This window comes from Streptomyces sp. NPDC050485 (genome assembly GCF_044458185.1).
Taxonomy (GTDB): Bacteria; Actinomycetota; Actinomycetes; order Streptomycetales; family Streptomycetaceae; genus Streptomyces.
Genome location: NZ_JBITHR010000004.1, coordinates 162,461 through 185,116, shown reverse-complemented (window position 1 = coordinate 185,116; position 22,656 = coordinate 162,461). Strand labels below are relative to the sequence as shown.

At 70.6% G+C, this 22,656-nt stretch carries 23 protein-coding genes, 3 pseudogenes and 1 riboswitch; of the genes and pseudogenes, 15 read left to right on the top strand and 11 right to left on the bottom strand.

Features of this window, described 5'->3' with window-relative positions; all coding sequences use genetic code 11:
• The first annotated feature begins 223 nt into the window (after positions 1 to 223).
• The 4 genes and pseudogenes from ACIBK6_RS10130 to ACIBK6_RS10115 form a co-directional block, all read left to right on the top strand.
• A complete protein-coding gene (locus tag ACIBK6_RS10130; protein ID WP_399050470.1) occupies positions 224 to 1,084 on the top strand; it encodes a hypothetical protein in 861 nt (286 codons plus the stop codon).
• Between the two features lie 435 nt (positions 1,085 to 1,519).
• Entirely contained in the window at positions 1,520 to 2,755 is a 1,236-nt protein-coding gene (locus tag ACIBK6_RS10125; protein WP_399050468.1) for a glycosyltransferase, read from the top strand.
• 53 nt (positions 2,756 to 2,808) lie between these two features.
• Complete coding sequence (gene helR / locus ACIBK6_RS10120) at positions 2,809 to 4,959, top strand: RNA polymerase recycling motor ATPase HelR (RefSeq protein ID WP_399050466.1); 2,151 nt, start codon at positions 2,809 to 2,811, stop codon at positions 4,957 to 4,959.
• A gap of 27 nt (positions 4,960 to 4,986) precedes the next feature.
• Positions 4,987 to 5,479 (top strand): annotated as a pseudogene (locus ACIBK6_RS10115) (glycosyltransferase); the annotation flags it as partial.
• Positions 5,480 to 5,528: 49 nt separating this feature from the next.
• Here ACIBK6_RS10115 and ACIBK6_RS10110 read toward each other — a convergent pair.
• Complete coding sequence (locus ACIBK6_RS10110) at positions 5,529 to 5,891, bottom strand: FAD-dependent monooxygenase (RefSeq protein ID WP_399050982.1); 363 nt, start codon at positions 5,889 to 5,891, stop codon at positions 5,529 to 5,531.
• Positions 5,881 to 6,693, bottom strand: coding sequence for an FAD-dependent oxidoreductase (locus tag ACIBK6_RS10105; protein WP_399050464.1), 813 nt, complete (start codon positions 6,691 to 6,693; stop codon positions 5,881 to 5,883). The genes ACIBK6_RS10110 and ACIBK6_RS10105 overlap by 11 nt, the downstream gene beginning before the upstream one ends.
• A 167-nt stretch (positions 6,694 to 6,860) precedes the next feature.
• Between ACIBK6_RS10105 and ACIBK6_RS10100 the strand changes: the two genes are divergently transcribed.
• The gene (locus ACIBK6_RS10100) at positions 6,861 to 7,331 is read left to right on the top strand and encodes a MerR family transcriptional regulator (protein WP_399050462.1); all 471 of its coding nucleotides are present in this window, start codon (positions 6,861 to 6,863) and stop codon (positions 7,329 to 7,331) included.
• 80 nt (positions 7,332 to 7,411) lie between these two features.
• Here the strand turns inward: ACIBK6_RS10100 and ACIBK6_RS10095 are convergent, their stop codons facing one another.
• Entirely contained in the window at positions 7,412 to 8,386 is a 975-nt protein-coding gene (locus tag ACIBK6_RS10095) for an NAD(P)H-dependent flavin oxidoreductase (RefSeq protein WP_399050460.1), read from the bottom strand.
• 140 nt (positions 8,387 to 8,526) lie between these two features.
• Between ACIBK6_RS10095 and ACIBK6_RS10090 the strand changes: the two genes are divergently transcribed.
• The 4 genes from ACIBK6_RS10090 to ACIBK6_RS10075 all read left to right on the top strand — a co-directional run bounded on the left by ACIBK6_RS10090 (position 8,527) and on the right by ACIBK6_RS10075 (position 12,507).
• Complete coding sequence (locus ACIBK6_RS10090) at positions 8,527 to 9,156, top strand: TetR/AcrR family transcriptional regulator (protein WP_399050458.1); 630 nt, start codon at positions 8,527 to 8,529, stop codon at positions 9,154 to 9,156.
• A 71-nt stretch (positions 9,157 to 9,227) separates the two neighbouring features.
• Entirely contained in the window at positions 9,228 to 10,817 is a 1,590-nt protein-coding gene (locus tag ACIBK6_RS10085) for an FAD-dependent monooxygenase (RefSeq protein ID WP_399050456.1), read from the top strand.
• A gap of 33 nt (positions 10,818 to 10,850) precedes the next feature.
• On the top strand, positions 10,851 to 11,213 hold the full coding sequence (locus tag ACIBK6_RS10080) for a DUF6886 family protein (protein WP_399050454.1): 363 nt from the start codon (positions 10,851 to 10,853) through the stop codon (positions 11,211 to 11,213).
• Between the two features lie 262 nt (positions 11,214 to 11,475).
• A complete protein-coding gene (locus ACIBK6_RS10075; RefSeq protein ID WP_399050452.1) occupies positions 11,476 to 12,507 on the top strand; it encodes a hypothetical protein in 1,032 nt (343 codons plus the stop codon).
• A gap of 170 nt (positions 12,508 to 12,677) precedes the next feature.
• On the opposite strand, the gene ACIBK6_RS10070 is transcribed toward ACIBK6_RS10075, so the two are convergent.
• Both ACIBK6_RS10070 and ACIBK6_RS10065 read right to left on the bottom strand, forming a co-directional pair.
• On the bottom strand, positions 12,678 to 12,896 hold the full coding sequence (locus ACIBK6_RS10070; protein ID WP_399050450.1) for a hypothetical protein: 219 nt from the start codon (positions 12,894 to 12,896) through the stop codon (positions 12,678 to 12,680).
• Positions 12,872 to 13,606, bottom strand: a complete 735-nt coding sequence (locus tag ACIBK6_RS10065) for a LysR family transcriptional regulator substrate-binding protein (protein WP_399050448.1) — start codon at positions 13,604 to 13,606, stop codon at positions 12,872 to 12,874. Before ACIBK6_RS10065 ends, ACIBK6_RS10070 begins: the two co-directional genes overlap by 25 nt.
• Here ACIBK6_RS10065 and ACIBK6_RS10060 point away from each other — a divergent pair.
• Positions 13,556 to 14,731, top strand: a complete 1,176-nt coding sequence (locus ACIBK6_RS10060; RefSeq protein ID WP_399050446.1) for an epoxide hydrolase family protein — start codon at positions 13,556 to 13,558, stop codon at positions 14,729 to 14,731. The two genes, ACIBK6_RS10065 and ACIBK6_RS10060, sit on opposite strands and share 51 nt — an antisense overlap.
• An 87-nt stretch (positions 14,732 to 14,818) precedes the next feature.
• On the opposite strand, the gene ACIBK6_RS10055 is transcribed toward ACIBK6_RS10060, so the two are convergent.
• On the bottom strand, positions 14,819 to 15,679 hold the full coding sequence (locus ACIBK6_RS10055; RefSeq protein ID WP_399050444.1) for an aldo/keto reductase: 861 nt from the start codon (positions 15,677 to 15,679) through the stop codon (positions 14,819 to 14,821).
• A gap of 292 nt (positions 15,680 to 15,971) precedes the next feature.
• Between ACIBK6_RS10055 and ACIBK6_RS10050 the strand changes: the two genes are divergently transcribed.
• Complete coding sequence (locus ACIBK6_RS10050) at positions 15,972 to 16,580, top strand: DUF3995 domain-containing protein (protein ID WP_399050980.1); 609 nt, start codon at positions 15,972 to 15,974, stop codon at positions 16,578 to 16,580.
• Positions 16,581 to 16,627: 47 nt separating this feature from the next.
• On the opposite strand, the gene ACIBK6_RS10045 is transcribed toward ACIBK6_RS10050, so the two are convergent.
• The 3 genes and pseudogenes from ACIBK6_RS10045 to ACIBK6_RS10035 form a co-directional block, all read right to left on the bottom strand.
• A complete protein-coding gene (locus ACIBK6_RS10045) occupies positions 16,628 to 17,221 on the bottom strand; it encodes a hypothetical protein (protein WP_399050442.1) in 594 nt (197 codons plus the stop codon).
• Between the two features lie 202 nt (positions 17,222 to 17,423).
• Positions 17,424 to 17,585, bottom strand: a pseudogene (locus ACIBK6_RS10040) (cysteine hydrolase); the annotation flags it as partial.
• A 36-nt stretch (positions 17,586 to 17,621) separates the two neighbouring features.
• Entirely contained in the window at positions 17,622 to 18,467 is an 846-nt protein-coding gene (locus ACIBK6_RS10035; protein WP_399050978.1) for a bifunctional 5,10-methylenetetrahydrofolate dehydrogenase/5,10-methenyltetrahydrofolate cyclohydrolase, read from the bottom strand.
• A 36-nt stretch (positions 18,468 to 18,503) separates the two neighbouring features.
• A riboswitch (ZMP/ZTP riboswitch) is annotated at positions 18,504 to 18,588 on the bottom strand.
• 163 nt (positions 18,589 to 18,751) lie between these two features.
• On the opposite strand from ACIBK6_RS10035, the gene ACIBK6_RS10030 reads away from it, so the two are divergent.
• Positions 18,752 to 19,000, top strand: coding sequence for a hypothetical protein (locus tag ACIBK6_RS10030; RefSeq protein ID WP_399050441.1), 249 nt, complete (start codon positions 18,752 to 18,754; stop codon positions 18,998 to 19,000).
• A gap of 28 nt (positions 19,001 to 19,028) precedes the next feature.
• Here the strand turns inward: ACIBK6_RS10030 and ACIBK6_RS10025 are convergent.
• Positions 19,029 to 19,151, bottom strand: a pseudogene (locus ACIBK6_RS10025) (IS5/IS1182 family transposase); the annotation flags it as partial.
• Positions 19,152 to 19,309: 158 nt separating this feature from the next.
• Between ACIBK6_RS10025 and ACIBK6_RS10020 the strand changes: the two are divergent.
• Entirely contained in the window at positions 19,310 to 19,873 is a 564-nt protein-coding gene (locus ACIBK6_RS10020; protein WP_399050439.1) for a dihydrofolate reductase family protein, read from the top strand.
• A 67-nt stretch (positions 19,874 to 19,940) separates the two neighbouring features.
• Here the strand turns inward: ACIBK6_RS10020 and ACIBK6_RS10015 are convergent, their stop codons facing one another.
• Positions 19,941 to 20,735, bottom strand: coding sequence for a glycosyltransferase (locus ACIBK6_RS10015; protein ID WP_399050976.1), 795 nt, complete (start codon positions 20,733 to 20,735; stop codon positions 19,941 to 19,943).
• A 235-nt stretch (positions 20,736 to 20,970) separates the two neighbouring features.
• Between ACIBK6_RS10015 and ACIBK6_RS10010 the strand changes: the two genes are divergently transcribed.
• Entirely contained in the window at positions 20,971 to 21,804 is an 834-nt protein-coding gene (locus ACIBK6_RS10010) for a DUF4142 domain-containing protein (RefSeq protein ID WP_399050974.1), read from the top strand.
• Between the two features lie 26 nt (positions 21,805 to 21,830).
• On the top strand, positions 21,831 to 22,613 hold the full coding sequence (locus ACIBK6_RS10005; RefSeq protein WP_399050437.1) for a sortase domain-bontaining protein: 783 nt from the start codon (positions 21,831 to 21,833) through the stop codon (positions 22,611 to 22,613).
• Positions 22,614 to 22,656 lie beyond the last annotated feature (43 nt).

Below are 22,656 nucleotides of genomic sequence, written 5' to 3'. Positions count from 1 at the left end.
CAGGAACGGGCGCGTCCCTACCCTCATGGTCTTGAACGGGCCGAAGGGCGCCCCGCCCCCGCCCTGCCCGTCATCGACTCGGCCAGTCCATTGCACCGCTCACGACACAGCAGTAGCGGCGGAATGCGTATCACCGCAATTCCAGCCACTCACTGCCCTCAATCCAGCCAGCACCATATAAGACGCCGCCCCGAAGAATGCCTTCTCCCTGAGCGATAACGGTGTGAGCAGCGTCGTCAACAACACCGATCGGGACAACATCCTCTTCACGCGGACCAATCAGGGCGGCTCGCAGTTGCCCGTCCCGGCCAACTCCGTGATCGCGGACCTGACGCGGGTCCCGCTCGCCGGGAGCGCCACCAGGACCTGGAACGACCAGGCCCAGTCCGCGCTCGCCTTCAACAAGCCGGTGCCGCTCCCCGCGTTCACCGCCCCCCGGCCCAGCGCACAGACCCAGGACCGCCGACAGGCGATCCAGGGCAACGCGGCCCCCGACGTCCAGCAGGTACTGCTCTACGAAGGGTCCAAGCTGCTGGGCACCTGCCCGCTCAAGGACAGCAAGTGGGAGTACGCCCCGGACGCCGACTGGCCGCTCGGCCAGCACGACCTCGCCGCCATCGCCGTGCGCGACGACGTGCAGTCCGGCAAGACGCCGCTGCGCTTCTACGTCACCCTGCCGACACCCGTCGTGGACATCAGGTCACCCAAGGAGGGCGTCGAGGTGGACAGCGGCGCCACCGTCGACGGCGTCGCGTTCAACGCCGACACGGTGTCGCTCGCCGAGGGCGGCACCCAGCTCGGCACCGCCAAGGTGACCAGCAACGTCTGCTCTCTCTCCCCCCCCGAGGGCGTCCACATCGTCCCCACCAAGGGAAACCTGACCATTCGCGTGCTCGTACTCATCCCGACACAGGACGCGGCGTACCACACGCTCTACGGCCTTTTCGCGAGTCGCTGGCGGAGTAGTGGCCGACTCGGCGAACACGAGGTGCCGGGGGTTTTGGGCGGTACGGCCCGCCAACCCCCGGCGCCCGGGTGTGCGGGCGGAACCGTCAACAGCGTTCTTCAGGCGTCTGCTTGGTGACTCTGTCAGCGGGCGCGCGGCCGCCCCCTCCCCATGAACGACCACGTCGACCGGTGCCCCGTTGGTCTCGCGGTGCCCACCGCACGGGCCGGGCCGTTTCGTCTTCGGCCGCAACCGAGCTCGTCCGATCGCGCCCGGTTCGGGTGACAGCGAGCCCTCGGTATGCGAAGTCCCCGGCAGCAGCACGCCCTCGCCGATCGCCGTCGGCCGAGTTGTCGTACGCACCAGCCCGGCGTACGCGGCGAGCCATCGCTTCACGAGGAGTCGTCCGTCCACAGCGGACGATGGAAGCGGACGGTAGAAGGGGACAAGGAGGAGTACCCACTCCTTTCCACTCTCAACATATAGCGCACGGGAGGCCTTGCGGCAAGGCCCCCCACCTGCCGCAGAATCGTCGGCCTAGGCCAGGACCTGCGGAAATAGGGGAGTCACGAAGTGCGTGTGCTGTTGTCTACGTATGGGTCGCGCGGGGACGTCGAACCGCTGGTGGGACTCGCGGAGCGGCTGCGGGCACTCGGCGCGGAAGCGCGGGTGTGCGCGCCGCCGGACGAGGACTTCGCGCAGCGGTTGGCCGGTGTGGGAGTGCCGCTGGTGCCGGTCGGCCGGTCGGCGCGCGCGCTGACGAAGGCCGCGCCGCCGTCGTCGTCCTTGCCCCAGCGCGCGGCCGAGTTGATCGCCAGCCAGTTCGACGCGGTCACGGCGGCGGCCGAGGGATGCGATGTGGTGGTGGCGACCGGCGTGATGCCGGCCGCGGCCGGAGCTCTGTCGGTGGCCGAGAAGCTGGGCATCCCCTCCGTGTCCGTCACCTTCCAGCAGCTCACCCTGCCATCGCCGCACCACCCGCCGCTGGCGTACCCGGGCCGGCCGTTCCCGGCGGAGGTGACCGACAACCGGACGCTGTGGAGCCTGGACGCCGAGAGCATCAACGCGCTGTTCGGTGCGGCGCTCAACACGAACCGGGCGTCGATCGGCCTGCCACCGGTGGACAACGTCCGCGACTTCGTCATCGGCGACCGGCCGTGGCTGGCGACGGACCCGGTCCTGGACCCGTGGCAGGACACGCCGGACCTCGACGTCGTTCAGACCGGTGCGTGGTTCCTGCCGGACGAGCGCCCGCTACCTGAGGAGTTGCTGGCGTTCCTGGACGCCGGCACACCACCGGTGTATGTCGGCTTCGGCAGCATGCCCATGCACACATCGACGGACGTCGCCCAGGTGACCATCGAGGCGATCCGCGCACACGGCCGCCGCGCACTCCTCGCCCACGGTTGGGCCGACCTGGCCCCGATCGACGACCAGGACGACTGCTTCGCCGTCGGAGAGGTCAACCATCAGGCGCTGTTCGGCCGGGTGGCCGCCGTCGTGCACCACGGTGGCGCGGGTACGACGACGACCGCCACCCGGGCCGGCGCGCCCCAAGTGGTCGTACCCCAGACCGCCGACCAGCCATACTGGGCCGGCCGAGTGGCACAGCTGGGCATCGGCGCGGCACACCACGGTCCGACTCCCACCACCGGGTCGCTGTCGGCCGCGCTCAAGACGGCCCTGGCACCCGGGACCCGCGCACGAGCCGGCGCCGTGGCCGCCACGATCCGCACCGACGGGGCGACGGTGGCCGCACAACTGCTCCTCGACGCGATCAGCAGGGGAAGGCCGCCGGTGTCCGCATGAACCACACGGACCGTCGAGCCAGGACCCAGAACACCAGAAAGGCAGCTGATGCCGTGAATCCCCTGACTGCCAGCGCATTTGACCTTCCCGACCACCTCTCCCCCAAGGCCGACCCGACGCTGATCGCCGCCGACGAGCAGCATTTCGCGGCCATCGAGGAGTGCCTTGAGCAGTCGATAGCCGAGCTGTCCGACCGCCTGGACGCCGAGCGCAGGGCGCCGGGCGGCGTGGGCCGGCAGGCGATGGACCGGGACATGGAGATCCATCGGATGACCACTCGCCTGCGCGCCCTGCGCCGCTTCGGTCTGGACCTGTGCCTCGGGCACATGGTCGGCGCGGACGACCCCGAGCCCGTGTACGTCGGACGATTCGGCCTGACGGACAGCGCGGGCCGTCGGCTGCTGCTCGACTGGCGCTCCCCCGCGGCCGAGCCGTTCTTCGGAGCAACCCACGGCAACCCGATGGGTCTGGCAAGCCGCCGCAGGTATCGCTGGACCCGGGGCCGGATCGGCGACTACTGGGACGAGGTGTTCACCTCGGACGGGTTCGCCGGGCACGCCGCGCTGGACGACCAGTCCGCGTTCATCGCCAGCCTGGGCAGCAACCGTTCGCCCCGGATGCGAGACGTGCTCGGCACCATCCAGGCAGACCAGGACGCCATCATCCGCGCGGGCTCCCGCGGCGCTCTCGTCGTGGACGGCGGTCCGGGTACGGGCAAGACCGTCGTCGCGCTGCACCGCTCCGCCTACCTCCTCTACTCCGACCCCCGCCTCGGTCACCGCCGGGGCGGCGTACTGTTCGTCGGTCCGCACCGGCCCTACCTGGCGTACGTCGCCGACGTCCTGCCCAGCCTCGGCGAGGAGGGCGTGCAGACCTGCACCCTGCGGGACCTCGTCGCCGAAGGAGCCTCAGCGGGAATCGAGGCCGACCCGGACGTTGCCCGCCTGAAGTCGTCCGCGGACCTGGTGAAGGGGATCGAGGCGGCCGTCAGGTTCTACGAGGAGCCGCCGGCCAAGGGGATGACGGTCACGACCCCCTGGTCCGACATCTGGCTGAGCGCCGACGACTGGGCCGTTGCGTTCGACGCGGCACCCGGTACTCCGCACAACGAGGCGCGCGACCAGATCTGGGAGGAGCTGCTCACGATCCTGGTCGACAAGCACGACGGCGACGTCTCGGCCGAGTTGCTCCGCACGTCGCTGCGGCAGAACAGGGAGCTGCTCACGACCTTCAACCGCGCGTGGCCGCTGCTCGAAGCGGCCGACCTCGTCGGAGACCTGTGGTCGGTATCCGCCTACCTGCGGATGTGCGCTCCCTGGCTCGGCCCCGACGACGTACGGAGACTGCGGCGCGCGGACGCCCAGGCCTGGACGGTGTCCGACCTGCCGCTCCTGGACGCGGCACGGCAGCGGCTCGGCGACCCGGAGGCGTCCCGGCGCAAGCGCCGGAACGAGGCCGCTGTCGCCGCCGAACGCGCGCGCAGGGCCGACGTCATCGCCGACCTGCTGCAGAACGTCGAGATCGACGAGAGCGAGGGCGCGTTGGGGATGCTGCGCGGACGGGACCTGCAGGACACCCTGATCGACGAGAGCGGGCTGTCCGGCGCCGAACCGGACCTGCTCGCGGGCCCGTTCGCGCACATCGTCGTGGACGAGGCCCAGGAACTCACTGACGCGGAGTGGCAGATGCTGCTGCTGCGGTGTCCGTCCCGCAGCTTCACCATCGTCGGGGACCGTGCCCAGGCCCGGCACGGGTTCACGGAGTCGTGGCAGGAACGGCTGGAGCGGATCGGGCTCGACCGGATCAACCTGGCCTCCCTGAGCATCAACTACCGGACGCCGGAAGAAATCATGGCGGAGGCCGAGCCGGTCATCCGGGCCGCGCTCCCGGACGCCAACGTGCCGACCTCCATCCGCAGCGGCGACGTCCCCGTCGTCCACGGATCCGCCACTGATCTGGACTCGGTCCTCGACACCTGGCTCGCCGCACACGCCGACGGGATCGCCTGCGTCATCGGCGATCCCACGTTCCGCGCGACGTCCCGCGTCCGGTCGCTGACCCCGGAACTGTCGAAGGGGCTCGAGTTCGACCTGGTCGTCCTCATCGACCCGGAGTCGTTCGGCAAGGGCATCGAAGGAGCGGTCGACCGCTATGTCGCCATGACCCGGGCGACCCAGCAACTCGTCATCCTCACGAGCCCCTGACGCCGGCCCGACGAACGTGGAGTCACCGTGGAAGTTCTCGAACGCGATGAACTGCGCCGCTCCGGGTACGACGTCGCGCCGGCCACCACGGACGCCTTCGTGCCCCTGGTACGCGAGGCCGGGCTGGAATTCCGCCGCCTCCCCGCGGACACACGGGCCCACGCAGGGGTCGGGAGCAAGCGTGAACTGATGCGTGCCGCAGGCGCGTTCATGACCTAGCTGGGCCAGGGATTCACCGACGCGGTGGCCGACGGCACGGATCTGCTCCTGCTGTCGGCCACCACGGCCCCGCTCGGCCGGGCGCTTCTCCCTCCGTATGGCCGACCGCACCGCCGAACAACTGCCCGCGGACCTGGCGGACTTCCTCGCGGCCGGGCCGCCTCCCGTCCTGATCGGCTTCGGGAGCATGGCGGCCGGAGAGAGCGCGCGCCTGAGCGGGATCGCCGTACGCGCCCTGCGGCGGGCCGGGCTGCGTGGCATCCTCCAGACGGCCGCGCACCACATGGCGACAGGGGACGGAGCGAGTCAAGCCCTCAAGGCCATCCAGCGGTTGACCGGGGCATGATGTCTCACCTTCGGTGTGCCGTGTCTCTACGCACGTGCCGCAGCCCCACGTCACGGAGCGCCTCCCGCAAGGACTCCGCTGTGGCGCCGCGCCAGGCCACGAATCCGTCAGGTCTTACCAACACGGCGTCGTCCACGGTGCTGAGTTCGTGGAGCTGCGGATCGATGCCGAGTGAAGCGGCTGTCGCGGGCCATCGGCGGTCGCCGGGTCCGGCGAACAGCGTCCAGCGCCCGCCCGCAGAGCTCTGCACGTGGGCCGCGTCACCGGCGAGGAAGACCCGGCCCTGCTGGAAGGAGGAGGCCATGCCGAGGGTGGCTTCCCAGGCGTTGACGGCGTGCAGTTCGATGGGGATCGTCTCATCGCCGATCGCGGCCCGGAGCAGTTCGAGGGTCTTGTCGTCGGACAGCTCGGTCAGGTCGTCGGGCTTCCCGGGGTAAGTCCATGATGTGCGAGGACCACTGGTCGCGCCCGTTCTTCGACTTCAGTGTGGCGCGCACCCGCTTGTTGCGCACGAAACACAGGTGCGTTCCCCGCTCCCGCAGCGCGGGCCCCAAGTCGGCGCGGAAGAAAGCCGTGTTGAGGCGTGTGATGGCCGCCCGGTCGGGGACGGTGATTCCCAGCTGACCGCGTACGTCACTGTTCGCCCCGTCCGCACCGATGACGTATCCGGCGGTGACTTCCCACTGCGCGCCGGTGGCAGTGTCGACGAGCCGCACGCGCACGTGGTCGGCCTCGGGGGTGAGACCGACCAGCCGCGTACCGAACCGGATGTCGCCACCACGTCGGCGCAGTTCGTCCAGTGCCAGGCGCTGCACCTGGTCATGCGTCAAGGTGAGACGGGGGTCCACCGGGCTACAGGTTTCCAGCAGCCCGGCGAAACGCGCCGGTAGCCCTCCCGGGCGCGAAGTCCCGCCAATTCCACGGCTCTTGAAGACCCACCGCATCGGGGTACCGCCCTCCCAGCCGGCCTCCTCCAGCACCGGCCCGAGGCCCATGGCACGGAACACCTCCAATGTGCGCAGGCTCGTACTCGCCCGCGGCACCGCCGATACGGAGTCCCGCTTCTCTACGACCAGGGGCCGGATCCCCCAGTGGGCGAGGAACATCCCCGTCGACAGCCCGACCGGGCCGCCGCCCACCACCAGCACCGGCACATCCTGCATACGCATGCCTGCCCCCTTCATCGCCCTTCGTCGCCTTTCATCGCCTTTCATCGCCACGGCCGTCCTTTTACGGTTCATGGGTGACCGAGCCTTTTGGACACAGGCTCTTACGGTTCACGGGCGACCGAGGTCCACCCTGCAAGCTCAAGCCGGCTTGAGCGCACCATGGAGTCATGACTGACGAGCGCATGACTGACGAGCGTTACCCGATCAGCCAGATCGCCCGATGCTTCGGTGTGCCGTTATCGACACTGCGGTACTACGACGACCTGGGCCTCCTTCCCGCGGCCGAACGCCGCGGGAACGTGCGCCACTACGGCCGCACCGAACTGCGCCGGCTCGCACTCATCCAGCGTCTGCACCACCGGGGTCCGGTCAGCCTGGCCGACACGGCCCTGCTGATGGCCGAAAGCCCGGCCCCGGACCATCCCTCGGGCCGTGCGGTGGTGACCGCGTCAATCGAGGCGATCAAGGGCCGCATCCACGACCTGCAGACCGCCCAGCAGGTCCTCGAACACCTGCTGACCTGCCCGAGAACCGATCCGGTACGCGAATGCCCCCACCTGCGCACGGAACTCGGCCAGGCCGTCGACCACGCACTCGCCGCACTCGGTCCCCCGGCAGACCGCCGCCGGGCGCACTGAGAGCGCTGCGCTGATGACGTCAGTGACAGCGGCGGCCAGCAATGAATCCGGGGCGGCCAGTTGCGTTCACGGCGTTCATGTCATCGCCTGCCCGCTCGGGCCAGTGCCTCCTCAGCCTGTGCGGCGAGGCTGCCGACGAGATCGGTCGCGGAGGGCACGTCGTTGATGAGGTCGACGGCTTCGCCGGCCCACAGCGGCAGAGCGGGCAACTCGCCCTGTGCCACGCCGTCTTGGTATGCCTGCCTGGCCTGGGGATCGGCGGCGAGTTCGGCTTCCCGGCCCCGCCATTGGTCGAGAAAGGGGTGGCCGAGCGTACGGGCGGTGTATTTCGACGGCCACCGGGAGCCTCGGGCTGTGTCCAGCACGCTGCTGCGCTCGGTGTCCGCCCCGCGTCCCTGGACGATGGCCCTGGCGGTCGAGGCGGGGACCAGGGCCTCGGTCGTGGCCTGGAACCGGGTGCCGATGAGCGCCCCAGCGGCCCCCAGGGCCAGCACCGCGGCCACACCTCGGCCATCGGCGATCCCGCCGGCCGCCAGCACCGGCACCGGTGCCGCCAGGTCCACCACGACCGGCACGAACGGCAACGTGGACCGCCCGTGCCGAGCGCCGTGCCCACCGCTTTCGGTTCCCTGCGCCACGATGACATCGGCGCCCAGGTCCACCGCCCGCCGGGCCTCCTCCAGATCGGTGACCTGAACGATCAGCGCCGCACCTGCCCGACGGATGCGTTCGGCGAACGGGCTCGGGTCCCCGAAGGACAGCAGCACCGCCCCGGGGTTGTGCTCCAGCGCATGTTCAACCGCGCCGACTTCGATCCCCCAGGTCAGGAATCCGATCCCCCACGGCGTTCCGGCGCCCTCGGCAACGATGGGCAACTCGCGGGCCAGCCAGTCCCGATCCCCGGTGCCACCGCCCAGCAGCCCGAGCCCGCCGCCGCGCGAGACAGCCGCCGCCAGCGCACCACCGGCCGAGCCGCCCATCGGCGCCAGCGCGATCGGGTGCCGCACACCGAACAGCTCCGTGAACGCCGTCGACAATGCCATGGCCACCATCATCGGCCCTGGCGGCCTACAGCGGCGTACAGCGGCATCAGACAAGCGAATTGGCCGCCGACGCTTCGGCGGGATCACCTCGACAGAAAATTGCTGCATCGGCAAGCTTGCCCATTCGGCAATTTCTTCTTAGGGTGGCTCACATGACAGAGGAAGACGACACCCGCGTCGGACTGCGGGAGCGCAAGAAGCGGGAGACCCGCGTCGCGCTGAGCCAGGCCACGATCGGCCTGTGCATCCAGCGCGGGTGGGACAACGTGACGGTGGAGGACATCGCCGCCGCGGCGAACGTGTCCGTGCGCACCTTCCGCAACTACTTCTCCAGTAAGGCCGAGGCGATCGCGGCCAGCCATCTGGAACGCATGCTGCGGGTCGCCGACTCACTGCGCACGCGGCCGGCCGCCGAGCCCTTGTGGGACTCGATCGCCCATGCCGTGCAGGCCCAGTTCGTGCCGCAGGGCGACACCGGCGCGAGTTCTCCCCGTGACCGGCGCTGGACGGACGGCCTCCGGCTCATGCTGGCCGAACCGGCCCTGCAGGGTGAGGTCGTCAAGGCGAACGCGGCCGCGCAGGAGGAGCTGGCCAACGCGATCGCCGAACGCACCGGCACCGACGTCACCCGTGATGTGTACCCGAAGCTGGTTGCCGCGGTGATCGGCGCGAGCAGCGCCGTGGCCGTGGAGCACTGCCTGCGCGCGGATCCGCCCGCCCCGCTCGCCCCGGCGCTGCGCGAGGTGTTCGACCGGGTCGCCGCAGGCCTTCCCACTCCTTGACCCGTTCCGCCATCTCTCCATCCATCCATCCATCCACGTAAGACTCCACTCAGGTAAGAGGAGACACGCTGGTGATCACTGATGTCGTCATAGTCGGCGGCGGCCCGAACGGGCTGATGCTGGCCTGCGAACTGGCCCTGGCCGGGATCCATCCGATCGTGCTGGAAAGCCTGCCCACGCCGAGCGAAGAGCCGAAGGCAAACGGACTGCTCGGCCAGGTCGTGAAGATGATCGACCGCCGAGGGCTGTACGAGCGCCTCAGCGGGGTGCCGGGGCCGCCGCAGCCGAACTCGGCCTACTTCATGTTCGCCGCGATGGGTCTGAACCTGAGCCTGCTCCAGGACAGCCCGATCTACGGCCTGCCGGCGCCGCAGCAGCGCATCGTTGAAGTCCTCCAGGCGCGGGCCATCGAACTCGGGGTGGAAATCCGGCGGGGGCACGAGGTCATCGGCCTGTCGCAGGACGACCAGGCAGTGACCGTGGACGTCACGGGGGCGGACGGCGCCTACCGGTTGCGGGTCCCGTACGTCGTCGGGGCGGACGGGGCACGCAGCATCATCCGCAAGCGGTCCGGCATCGGTTTCCCCGGCGTGAGCTATGACCGCAGGACAACCCGGACGGCGCACGCGACGGTCCCGGCGGCATGGGTGGAACCCACGACCGGCGCACTGAACGTGCCCGGCTACGGCCCCGTCCTGCCGTTCCTGCCCCACCGGACCGAGCACGGCGGGTTCTCCTACGCGCCCTTCCCCGGCCACCCGCCGCTGGTCAGCACCACTGAGTGGGACCAGCCCGAGACCGAGGCGCCGATGAGCCTCGACGAGCTCGGGGCGAGCGTCCGCCGCGTGCTCGGCGCCGACCTGCCCCTGAGCCCGCCCGTCGGCGAGGGACCGCACGTGCTGCGCCGCTTGACCGGTGGCAACACCCGAGTCGCCGAACGCTTCCGGGACCGCCGCGTGTTCCTCGTCGGCGACGCGGCACACGTCTACGCCTCAGGGGGCGGCCCCGGACTCAACCTCGGACTGCAGGACGCGGTCAACCTCGGCTGGAAGCTCGCCGCCGCCATCCACGGCAACGCCGGGCCCGAACTGCTCGACAGCTACGAGACCGAGCGGCGGCAAGCCGCCCACCGCATGGTCGTCAACGCCCAGGCACAGTCCGCGCTGACCGCCCCGGGCAGCGATGTCACCGCGCTGCGCGAGCTGTTCACCGAACTCCTCGGCCACCCGGACACCATCCAGCACCTCGCCGACCTCACCGCGGGCACCGACGTCCGCTACGCGATGGGCGGCCCCGACGCGCACCCCCTGGTCGGCCGGTTCGCGCCGGACATGGAACTGCGTACCCCCACCGGGACGGTCCGGTTGGCGGAACTCACCGCCACCGCACGGCCGTTGCTGCTCGACCTGACCGAAGACGGCACGGCCGCGCAGGCGCTCGCCCACTGCCCCGACCAGGTGGACATCGTCACCGCACAGCCCCAGCACCCCGCCCCCGCGGCCACCGCCCTGTTGCTGCGCCCCGACTGCTATGTGGCCTGGGCATCATCCGCACCCCACCCCGACCCGGCCGACCTGGACGCCCTCCGGACCGCCGCCCACCGGTGGTTCGCCCCCACCGAACCCGCCCACGGCGAGTCGGCGCCCCTCGGCACGGGATGAGGGGCGCCCTGCTACGCAATTCCGCTCGTCCCGGTGCGGCGGCCGGTTCGTGGGACACCGCTGTCCAGTCAGAAGTTCTGGGGCGGCGAGCGCGTGCATGCGATCGAGCACGACTGGGTCATGCGTTTCTTGAGCGTCGAACTGTTCGCCTACCGGTTCTCCGCCGCTTCGTTCCGGCCGTTCGGCGACCCAGTGCCGCACGCCTTCGTATCCACCGAACCCGTCAAACCACTTGGCCCGGCCCAGCCCGTCGGCGACCTCCTCCAGCTCCACCGGGACGCTGGTATTCAGCTGCGTGTGCTGGACAGCCTCTGGGACTTCTGGGATGCGGTGACCACCAGCACGCTGGGATTCAGCGGCATCCGCCTGCAGAACGCGACAGGCAACCAGTGCTAGGTGGGCCCGTCGTGGACGCTGGCCCGACCGCACGACCGTGTTCGTCGATCAGTCGGCCGACGCGCCTGACGGTGCGCACAATGATCGCGCTCGACCGTCGCATCGCCCAGGCTCTCGCCGTCCGCATGTGTACGGACGGACTTGACGGAACCGAACCGTCACAGCCTACCGTCTTCACGTGGCAGAGTCCCGGCCCTCGGCCGGTCAGTTCGTGTCGCGGTCTACGAAGCGCGGTGAAGGATGAGGGGTGTGGTGCTGCCATATGGAACGAGCCTCTCTCCCCGTGCAGCGCAAGGTCTTTGGCTGGATTCTGCGGGTCACGGGCTGGATCTTGCGACTGGCGGGCAGCCTGGCCGTCCTCTTCAGCGGGCAACGGGTCAAGACGCTGTCGGCCACCACGAATATGCCCGGCTACCAGGGCCTTCCCTGGTACGTGTTGCTGCTCATCTATCTCGGCGTCATGGTCGGGGGCGTCGCGGTGCTCGTGCTCAGCCTGCTCATGGGCAGGCGCGCCAGAGTCCACACGGCGCGCATCGTCGCTTCCACGTCGAGCCTCCTGCCGGGTTCCTACGTCCTCTACCTGCGCCCTTTCACACAGGACCTGACGTCCTCCGGTATCGCCCCGGCGGCGGAGAACGACAATGCGTTCAACAACCCCGCCCGGACGATCACGCGCTCGGGACGCACGTACGAGGAACGGCTCGGCAGGATGTTCCGACGGTTCGGCCCGCTGATCGCGGTCGGCCGACCCGGTGAGCAGTTGCCCGGCGGATCCGGCGCCCGCAGGACGTACCTTCCTCTCGACGACTGGAAGGACACCGTCGGGGAGTTGATCGACAACGCCCGCCTGGTCATCCTCGGCGCCGGGCCGGGTCCCGGCACGGTGTGGGAGTACGTGGAGATCCTGCGCCGCAGGGACCCGTCCCGGCTCGTCGTCCTGGTCACCGACGAGGCCGAGTACCAGCGCTTCAAGACCTCGACCATCGCCGAGGCCGAGGGCGTGCTGTACGAACTCAAGCACAAGTACGGCGACTTCTGGCAGCCCCCGATCCTGCCGGACCTACCGAGCCCGGTGAATCCGAAGGCGATCAGGGTCTTCTACTTCAAGGCGATGGTCTATTTCACGGCCGGCTGGGAGCCCCACCTGGCCCACTTCGACAGGTCCGCCGTACAGAGCAACAACCCCCGAAGAGTCGCCAAGTACTTCACACAACGGCTGCACCCCGTGCTGACGCACATCAGCCAGGGCACCCAAGCCCCGGCCCGAGGCAACCTGGAGTCCAGGAGCGAGTAACACGGCCAACGGGCCCAGGACGGAGCGAATTTCGCACCGCCGACACGACACTGCGGAGGTCGTCGCGGGCGCCGAGCTCCGTTCCGGCTCCCGGCCGCCGCGCCTCAGCCGGACAGCCTGGACCGCAGCAGGCGCCTGTCCGGCTTGCCCGTCGCCGTCAGCGGGATGGCTCAGCAGCAGGCGCTCCAGCTCCGCCGGATAGACATGGCCCCCCCGACCACGATCATCTCCTTGATCACATAGGGCGAGCGCACCCGCACTTCGCCCCGCTCCCCCGGCGGCAGAGTGGTGCCGTTGGTGTCCCGGATGGCGATCTCCACGCCGGGCGCGGCCCGGCCGACCGTCAGCTGCGCGCCGCGCCCGGTCAACTCGTGGTCCCTGGGGGCCACTTCGGATATGTGCTGGCCTCGGCCTGCCCGTAATAGCCGTAGAGCACGGGCCCCAGGGCCTTGACCGCCTGCCGCAGCCTGGCCAGGCCGACGCCAAGGCCTGCGCCGATCAGTTCCGGGGTGGCGGCGGCTTCGTCGCCCTCGCACACCACCCGGGGCGAGGTCCCCTCACGGGCGAACAGCCGCTCCAGCAGGGCACGTTGCCAATGTCTGGCAGGCGTGCCGACGAAGTCCTCTCCGCCAGCTCGGCCACCGCTTCGCGCTCCCGGGCGGCACGGCCGGCAGCACCTCCTCCCGCACCATTCCAGCGAGCACAACTCGGGCCCGGCCAGCGGCTGGGAGGCGAGCGCGAAGTCCACCTCGGCGGAGCGCAGATGGCGCCGCATCGAGTCGACCGGAGCCTGGAACAGCCGCACCCCCGCCCCGGGGCGGTGCACGCGGAAGGCGGCCAGCACCCGGGCCGGCTGAAGCAGTGCCTCGGCGGCGACGGTGACCCGGCCCGGGCCGGCACCGGCGGCGTCGGCCATCTCCCGCCGGGCGTCGTCGAGTTCGGCCAGCGTCCGCTCGGCCCGGTCCAGGGCGCCGGCCCTGGGTGTCCGGCGGATCTTGTCCGGGGGGCTTTCGAGGTGTGGCGCGGTGTGGCCCGTAGGATGCGTCTCATGCCGGATGTTGCGCCCCGCCCCGAGCCGTTCACCCCGAAGACCCCTCAAGCGGCGGTCGATGACCTCCGCGCGCGGCTGCGCATGACGCGCTGGCCGGATGCGCCCGAGGACGCAGGGTGGTCGCTCGGGACCGACCTCGGCTACCTCCGCGAGCTCGTCGCCTACTGGGCGGACGGGTTCGACTGGCCGGCGCAGGAGGCGGCGCTCGCCCGGCTCCCCCGTTTCCGCGTGCCGCTCGGCGGCCTCGGGATCCACTTCGTACACGCCCGGGCCGTCGCGCCGACGGGGCCCGTGCTGCCGCTGGTCCTCAGCCACGGCTGGCCGGACTCGTTCTGGCGGTACGCGAAGGTCATCGGGCACCTGACCGATCCCGGCGCGCACGGCGGCGATCCCGCGGACGCGTTCGACGTGGTCGTGCCCGACATGCCGGGCTACGGGTACTCAGACCGTCCCACCGGCCCGCCCCTCGACTCCATCGCCGTCGCCGGGCTGTGGGCCGAGCTCATGGACGTCCTCGGCTATCCGCGGTTCGGTGCCGCGGGCGGGGACATGGGCAGCCATGTGAGCCGCTATCTCGGGCTCGACCACCCGGATCGCGTCGTGGCCGTCCACCGCACCGATGCCGGTCTTCCCGTCTTCACCGGTGATCCGGCGGAGCTCACGCCCGAGGAACGCGCCTGGCTCGAAGGCACCGCGGCCTGGGGCGCGACCGAGGGCGCCTACGCCGCCATGCACCGCTCGAAACCGCAGACCGCAGCCTTCGGGCTCACCGACTCACCGGCCGGGCTCGCCGCGTGGATCATCGAGAAGCTCCGGTCGTGGAGCGACTGCGACGGCGACATCGAGCGGCGCTTCACGAAGGACGAGATCCTCACGAACGTCACGCTCTACTGGTTCACGGGGACGATCGGCTCGTCCATGCGCATGTACCGGGCGAACGCCGCGATCCCGCCCGCGCAGCACGCCCGCCGGGTCGAGGTGCCGTCCGGATTCTCGCTCTTCCGCGGCGACGTCGTCCGGCCGCCGCGGGCTTGGCTGGAGCGTACGGCAAACGTCGTGCGGGTGACCGAGCCCCCGCGCGGCGGGCACTTCGCACCGTTCGAGGAGCCCGAGCTCTACGCGGCGGAACTGCGCGAGTTCTTCCGTCCGTACCGGGCGGCGGCGACGGGCTGAGCGGCCCGCCGCGCGCGGGCCCGGCCGGAAGACCTCGCCCAGCCCATACCCCGAGAAACCGATGGCCTGTCGGGAGGGCAACAGCCCTCAGGCGGCGTCCAGTTCGGTGAACTCCGCCTCGGTGAGCGTCAGGTCGGCCGCTGCCGCCGAGTCACGAATGGTCGCCGGGCGGGACGACCCCGGGATCGGGACCACGACCGGGGACTTCGCCAACTCCCAGGCCAGGCACACTTGTTGGGGACTGACCCCACGCTCCTCGGCGATCCGCGCGAACGCGGCGTGCGATGAACCCAGCCCGCCCGCGCGGGAGATGCCGCCCAGCGGGCTGTACGGCAGGAAGGCGATCCCCAGTTCGGTGCACAGCCGCAGCTGCGGCTCACTGTCGCGGGTGGCCGGCGAGAAGCTGTTCTGCACGGACACCAGCCGCTCGCCGAGGATCCGGTGGGCTTCGCGCAGTTGGTCGGAGCTGACATTCGAGATGCCGACCGCGCGGATCCTGCCCGCGTCGTACAGGTCGCGCAGCGCGCCCACCGAGTCGGCGTACGGCACCTTCGGGTCCGGCACATGCAGTTGGTAGAGCCCGATGGCGTCCACGCCCAACCGCTTGAGGGAGCCCTCGCACGCCTCCCGGAGGGTCGCGGGGTCCCCGTTGAAGGACCAGGCCCCGTCGGCTTCGCGCGCCGCCCCGCCCTTCGTCCCGACCAGCACGTGGGAGGTGTCGCCGCCGTATGCCGCGAGTGCCCGGGCGATCAGCGACTCGTTGTGCCCGGTCTCGGAGGAGTTCAGGCAGTACGACATGGCCGTGTCGATGAACGAGATCCCGGCGTCGATTGCGGCGTGGACGGTCGCGATCGCGCGTTCCTCGTCCGGCCGCCCTTCGATGGACAGCGGCATCCCACCGAGCCCGATGGCGCTGACCGCGATGCTGCCAATACGACGGCTGTACATACCCGATCCCCCCTGGGGTGACATGACACAACGCCCGCGACTCTACGCTCGTAGACACCGCAGTACGGCAGATCCGGGAAGGACGGGACTGCCGGCGCCGGCCACAGCCCGGACAGCGCGCCCGCCACGAGCAGCCCTGCCGCGAGCTGAGCCGGCCCGGCCCGGGGGTACTCACCGGGCCCTTTGGGCCCTCCTCCGCAAGAGTGCCGGGCGGTAGCTCTCACGGGGGAGGCGGATGCTCCGCTCGCATGACGTCTCGCCGGCGCGGTCCGGCCAGGATGGAGTCGTGGCGATGAAGCATTCCTTGGACAACTCAGTGCGTCCGGCCCGGAGCCGGGCGCTCCCCCTCCATCTGGGCACGTGGCCCGCGTTCGCCGTTGCCGCATGGGGGGTTCTGTTCGCGGTGCCCAGTTTCGTCTGGGCGTTGGGCGGCACCTTCGGCGCGCAGTCGACGGTGGCTCCGTCGCTGATGAAGCTCGCTCAGGACCGGGTGACGTGGTTCCTGGCCGTCTTGTGGGTGACCGGTTTCCTGAAGCTCTTCGGGGCGTTGGTCGGGATCGGCCTGACACACCGTCGCGGCACATGGACCAGTCGCCTCATGGTGCTCTGTGGCGGCGGCGCGGCAGTGCTGCTCGTCTGGCACGGATGTCTCTTCGTCGTCCACGGGGTGCTGGTTGAGGCCGGGGCGCTCGCTGTCCCGCCGGACCTGGCCGGGTTGACCTGCTGGTACCTCTACCTGTGGGGACCGTGGTTCATCGTCGGCGGCCTGGCCTTCGCCGCGGCCACCACGCACTATGTCCGCCGGCACGATGGCCGACGCGAGATGCGGCGCTACGGCTCAGTGGGGGTGCTGGGTGCATTGCTCTTGTCCTTGGCCTCGACACTCGCCGGGATTGGATGACGGCCGTCACGCAGTTGCCCCGCCGTCGTCCTGCCCGCCCCGAAGTCTCAGCGCCTGACGTAGCGGGTGAGCCGCGAACGGGCGTCGTTCTCGGTCAGTCCCAGCGCCTTCCCGATGTCATCCCAGGTCAGTTCGTCCATGGACTCCTCGGCCAGAATGCTGTGGGCCGCGGCGTTGCCGACGCGTTGTGTGATGCGCTCTGCCGCCGCTACGGCCTTGAGTGCGGCCAGCGGCACTTCGAAGGCCAGGTTGTCGAGCCGTTCGGCCAGCATGTCCAGCAGGTCCTGCAGATCGGCCGGTAAGGGCAGAGACCGTGCCTCTACGTCTTTGATGTGCTGGGCCCAGTCCTGGCGGGGGCCGTCCGTGTCGATGTCCGCCTTGTACAGGGAAACCTCGCCCACGGCGGCCCAGTCGATCGGATAGCGGGACGCGCCGCGCCAGCCGCACGAACACGAGCCGCGCAGCTCAGCAGCGCGTGGCCGGCCCATCCGTCCGTCGTGCACGGTCCATTGCGTGGTCGTGCAACCACCGCCGCCGCTGCCCGCATCGAGGTACACCGGCTTTGCCTCGCTGCCGTCGGCCAGGACGACCCCGACCGAGCCACCGTGGGACGAACCGAATTCCGCCGTCTGCCACTTCATGGCTTCCCCAATCCCTGTAGGCCGCCCACCGGGGACCTCCTGCCGAGGCGCGGCCCGTCGGTGCCTGGTGCACATTCACGGACAACGATCCTCAACCCGGCAGGCCGGTGTCCGGCGAATGGACAAACCCGTCGCGGGGGACCCGCGGCACGAACTCCCGGGCGGTGTCCGGCCATTGGGCGGCGGTCCCTTCGAGCCAGTCCGCGACGTCGTGGTGGATCTGTGTGCCGGGGTCCCCCTCGGTGAAGAGGCCGGACTGCGCTGCCGTGCTGAGCACCCTGTTGCGAGGTCCGACATCCGGATGCCCCGGACGCAACCCGATGACCACCTAGATCACGGGGATGCCCGCCGCGCGAACTGCGTCGCCGCGCGGACCGGCCCGCCGCCAACTGGAGGACGGCTACGTCGCAGACGCTCCGCCCGCCGCCTGACGGGTCGCCGCGTCGACGGTCTGCTCCAGCAGCACCGCGATCGTCATCGGCCCGACCCCGCCGGGTACGGGTGTGAGCAGTCGCGCACGCTCCATCGCTCCCTCGAAGTCGACGTCGCCCACGTTGCCCGGGTTGTATCCGGCGTCGATGACCACCGCACCGGGCTTGATGTCCTGGCCCTTGATGAACTGCGGCCTGCCGACGGCCGCGACGAGGATGTCCGCTGCCGCGGTCACCGCGGGCAGGTCGGCCGTCTTGGAGTGGCAGTAGGTGACCGTCGCGTCGCGGGCCAGCAGCAGCATGCCCATCGGCTTGCCGAGGATCGGGCTGCGCCCGACCACCACCGCGTTCCGGCCGGCGGGCTCGACCCCGTAGGCGTCGAGCAGTCGCATGATTCCGCCCGGGGTGCAGGAAGCGAAGCCCGGGTAGCCGAAGGCCATGGCCGCGAACGACCACATGGTTACGCCGTCGACGTCCTTGGCGGGGTCGATCGCCTCGAACGCGGCCCGCTCGTCGATGTGCGCGGGCACCGGGTGCTGCAGCAGGATGCCGTGCACCGACGGGTCGGCGGACAGAGCCCGGATGGTCGCGACCAGTTCCGCGGTGGTGGTCGCCGACGGCAGCGGTACGTGCCGTGACTCGATGCCCGCCCGGGCACAGCGGTTGCGCTTCATCGCGACGTAGGTGACGGATGCGGGGTCCTCGCCCACGAGGACCGTCGCCAGACACGGCCTCACACCGGTCTCCGCCACCAGGTCCCGCGCCCGCCGAGCGCTGCGGTCGAGGCCGGCTTTCGCCACGTCAGTGCCGGTCATGAGCTGTGCGGTCACGGAAGGCTCCCATCGGTAAGAATGGATCGCCCAGGCGCACGGCTTCAGCTGAAGGCGGATCGCTCCCCGGTGGTACCCCACCCAAGCGCCAGTCACGACCGCCCGGTCATCGTAACGGGGCCGGTGGAACGGGACCAGCGACGGGACGACGGGACCGACGGCACCGCCCCTCTCCCGCGGACGGCACCCCCTCCCCGCTACCAGCCTTTCGACAAGGCGGACGCGGGAGTTGATCGTTTCATCGCGACCATCTGGGTGATGGGGTGCGTGTGCACGTTGCCGCGTGGCCCGACGTGACGTTGCACAGCTTCCAACCAGCCATGCAGAAAAGGGTGATCATGGAACGCCGCATTCTCCGCGCCGCAGCCATCGCCATCGGGGCCGCCGCGCTCATTGGACTCATGGGTCCGTCAGCCAACGCCGCTGGTCTCGGCGGCACCGACGGCACGATTAATTCCGTGCGCGCCTTCGCCGACGGCACGATCGATGCCGTGGGTAACCTCGCCGGCCTGCGTTGAGGGCCAGGGCTGACACCCGTTACTCCCATGTCAGCTCGACCTCGTTCCCGCGCGCGCACTGTGAAGGGACGACACTGGTGGGCCGGCCGCCGTGACTGCCACGGCGCCGGCGGTTGGCCCGCTGGTCCCTCCGTTCTCGGAGGTCATGTCGTTAGGGGTTGTCGGCCGAGGCGTACCAGTCCTCACTGAGGTTTTCTCAACGAAACGATCTCGTGAGGTGACTCGGCCCAGGGGATCCCGCGAGCCTCGATGAGTCCTGCGGCGTCCGGCGGGTCGTACTGTCGAACCCGGTCCCGAGGAGGACTTCTGATGCGCAGCGTGACCTATTCGATGGGCGTCTCACTTGACGGCTACATCGTCGGGCCGGACGGCGACTTCAACTGGACGGCGCCCGACGAGGAGGTCTTTCGCTTCGTCACCGAGGAGATTCGAGAGGTCGGCGTCCACCTGTTGGGACGACGGCTGTACGAGACGATGCTGTACTGGGAGACCGCCGACCAGGATCCATCGCTCGGCGACTCAATGCTCGAGTGGGCCGCCATCTGGAAGCCGCTCCCGAAGGTGGTGTTCTCCACCACGCTGTCGGCGGTGCGGGGCAATGCCCGCCTGGCCTCCGGCAGCCTGGCGGAGGAGATCGAGCGGTTGCGGGCCGAGCCGGGGGAGGGCGACATCGCAATCGGCGGCGCGACTCTCGCCGCCGAGGCGGCCGCGTCGGGTCTGATCGACGAGTACCGGGCCAGGGTCTACCCGGTGCTGGTCGGCGGTGGCATTCCGTTCTTTCCCCAACGCGAGCGCCGGGTGGATCTCGAACTCGTCGAGACCCGCACCTTCAGTTCGAGTGTCGTCTACCTCCGCTACCGCGTGGCGCGCTAGCCGGCTCGACCGCCGAGCCCAGGGGGCGTCCGGCGGATCAGATGACCTCTTTGCCCTTGTGGCTCGTTCAGCAGCAGCACCTTCGCCATCGAACTGGGCACGTTTCAGGTCGAGACCGTGAAGTCCCGTAGCCGGGTGGGCAGTTGGCGGTCGGGGAGGCGGGGCCATCGGTACCCGGCGACCTCCAGGCCGGCGCGCCAGTCGCGGGGCCGCGGTACGACGAGCGGGCTGTAGCCGTGCAGGACGGGCCGGTGACGGCGTTCGCGCTCTCGGCGCTGGGCCCGCAGGCTGCGCGGGGGCAGTCCCAGCCGAGCGGCGCATCTTCCGTGCGGCCGGCGCGTACACGTGGTCCAGAGCCAGGTGCACGCCGTGCCCGGATGCCCTGTTGGCCAGTGCGCCCCCCGGTGCCGCCACCGGTCATCGGCGGAGCGAAGGCGCCTGTCGCGTGGATGGGCTGCAGATTGAGTCCGGCACTCGGCAGCCCGAGCCCGTCGGCGATCGCGTAGCCCAGCGGAGTCACCGAGCCCGCCAGGAGGAGCACGTCGCTGGCCTGCGCGGCCTGGAGGAGGTCGTCCGCCATCTCCCCGGCCAGTGACCTCGCCAGGGACACCACCCGGGCGAGCATTCCCGGACCGGTCCTGCTGTGGTGCAGCACCTGACCGCGAGCCGAGCGCAGTTCGGCGCGGGGGTCGATCGGAAGCGGGTGGAAACCGGCCGGTGAATCGGAAAGCGGGGGCTCGAAGCAGGCGTGCGTCACCACCGTGACGTGATGACCCCCCGCTACCAGCCCGTCCGCGAGGCCGGCGTAAGGAGCCGCATCGCCCCGAGAACCGACCGTCGTGATCGCCACTCGCACGGTCATCAGTATGCCGTCCACGACTCCTTCCGATCCGTACATCGCACCAGCGGGCTGCGGGCCGCCTGCCGGGAATTAACGGATCGTCACCTGTCACTGGCGGCCCCGGGCGCCGATCCCGCGTCCCGCGCCTGCCGCCGGGGGGCGGTACGGGGCGGCCGGGGTTCGGGAGCGGCAGCACGGCTCGGTGCGGGTCCGTCGGCAGGGCGAGCGCATCGCGGCGCTCCACGACGCCCTGGCGATGGACCGCGTTCAGGGCCAGGTGGGTGAATCCGCGCTCCGCGTGCGCAATGCGGCGTGTCGCGGTGGGACGTATCCCCTGGGGTGCTATTGCGGCGCCTGCGGGATCCGCCCGGCCGATGTCCGGCGGGCGCGAAGGGAGCGAGTTGTGATGCGTACTCGGTTGATGTCACTCGTTGCGCTGGCGGGTGCGGCGTCCGCGATATGCGCGGCGCCCGCGGCCGCTGCCGTGAGTGATCAGGACACGATGTTCGTGAGGTCGATTCATGAGGGCAACCTCGCGGAGATCGCCGCCGGGAACGACGCGCAGCAGCACGCGGCGACCACATGTGTGAAGACGGTCGGGTCGGTGCTGGTACGCGACCACAGCAAGCTCGACACCGGCCTGAAGGCCCTCGCCGGCAAGCTGGGCACCGAGTTGTCCGCCACGCCGACCGCGGCGCAGCAGCAGGATCTGGACTCCGTTCGGGCCCGCGCCGGGACCGCGTACGACTCCGCCTGGCTGAAGGTCCAGGACGACGCCCACGTCGGCGCGCTGGCTCTGATCGACAAGGAGATCTCGTCGGGCCGGAACACCGAGGTCAGAGCTGCGGCCAAGGCCGCGCGGCCGGTCGTGGCCATGCACCTGGCCATGGTGCGCGGCGGCACCTGTCATACGAGCAAGGACCCCGGAACGGTCCGGGCCGGCACCGGCGGCTACCTGGCCGCACCCACACCCGACACCGACACGTACCGAACGCTCGGGGCGGTGAGTCTGGCCGTCGGCGGCCTGCTCGCGGCGATCGGGGCCGCGTGCATGGTCCGCAGCCGCCGACGCACGGCGAAGAAACGCTGAACCTCGACCTCGAAGCGGGAGATGACGTGGCGAGGCCGAGAGGCGTGGCACCAGGCCGGACCACCGCCAAGGCCGCGATCGCCCTCGGGGCACTGGCGGCGGCTGCCGGATGGGCCGCACTCAGCCCGGCGGGGCCGGTGCGAGAGCTGGGCGAGGCAGGCGAAGTACCGCCCGTGTCCGCCGCCCTCACGGCACCGGTCGCGGGCGAAGTACCGCCCACGCCCGATACCGGCACGGCACCGGTCGCGGCCCGAGTACCGCCCGCGTCCGCTACCGCCTCAGCGCCCGTCTCGGGCGAAGTATCACGCGCGTCCGCCGCCCTCACGGCGCCGGTCGCCGACGTCGACCCGTCGCCGCCCGTGGAGATCCAAGGGCCGGCGGGCTGGCGCGCTCCGGTCGTCCCCGTCGGCGCCACGGGAGACGGCGCCTTGATCCTTCCGCAGGACGGGCGCGTCGGTGGGTGGTGGGCCCTCGGCGCACCCGTCGGCGCCGCCCGGGGAACCGTGCTCGTCGCAGGGCACGTGGACACACGCGCGGGGCTCGGAGCGTTCGCCACCCTCCACGGGCTGCCCCTGGGGACGAAGATCGGCATCCGCGCCGCCAACGGCCGCACCTACCCGTACGTGATCACCGCCCGCCGCATCTACCCGCAGCGCGGTCTCCCGCCCGACCTGTTCACCCGCGACGGCAGCCACCGCCTGGCCCTGGTCACGTGCGCGGGAAGGTACGACCGCGAGCGCGGCGGGTACGACAGCAACCTCGTGCTGTACGGCACTCCGGCATCCAGAGCCCTTACCCGGTCGGGCTGAAGGGGCGCCCCCGCCGGGCGGCGCCCCTTCAGGTTTCAGGACG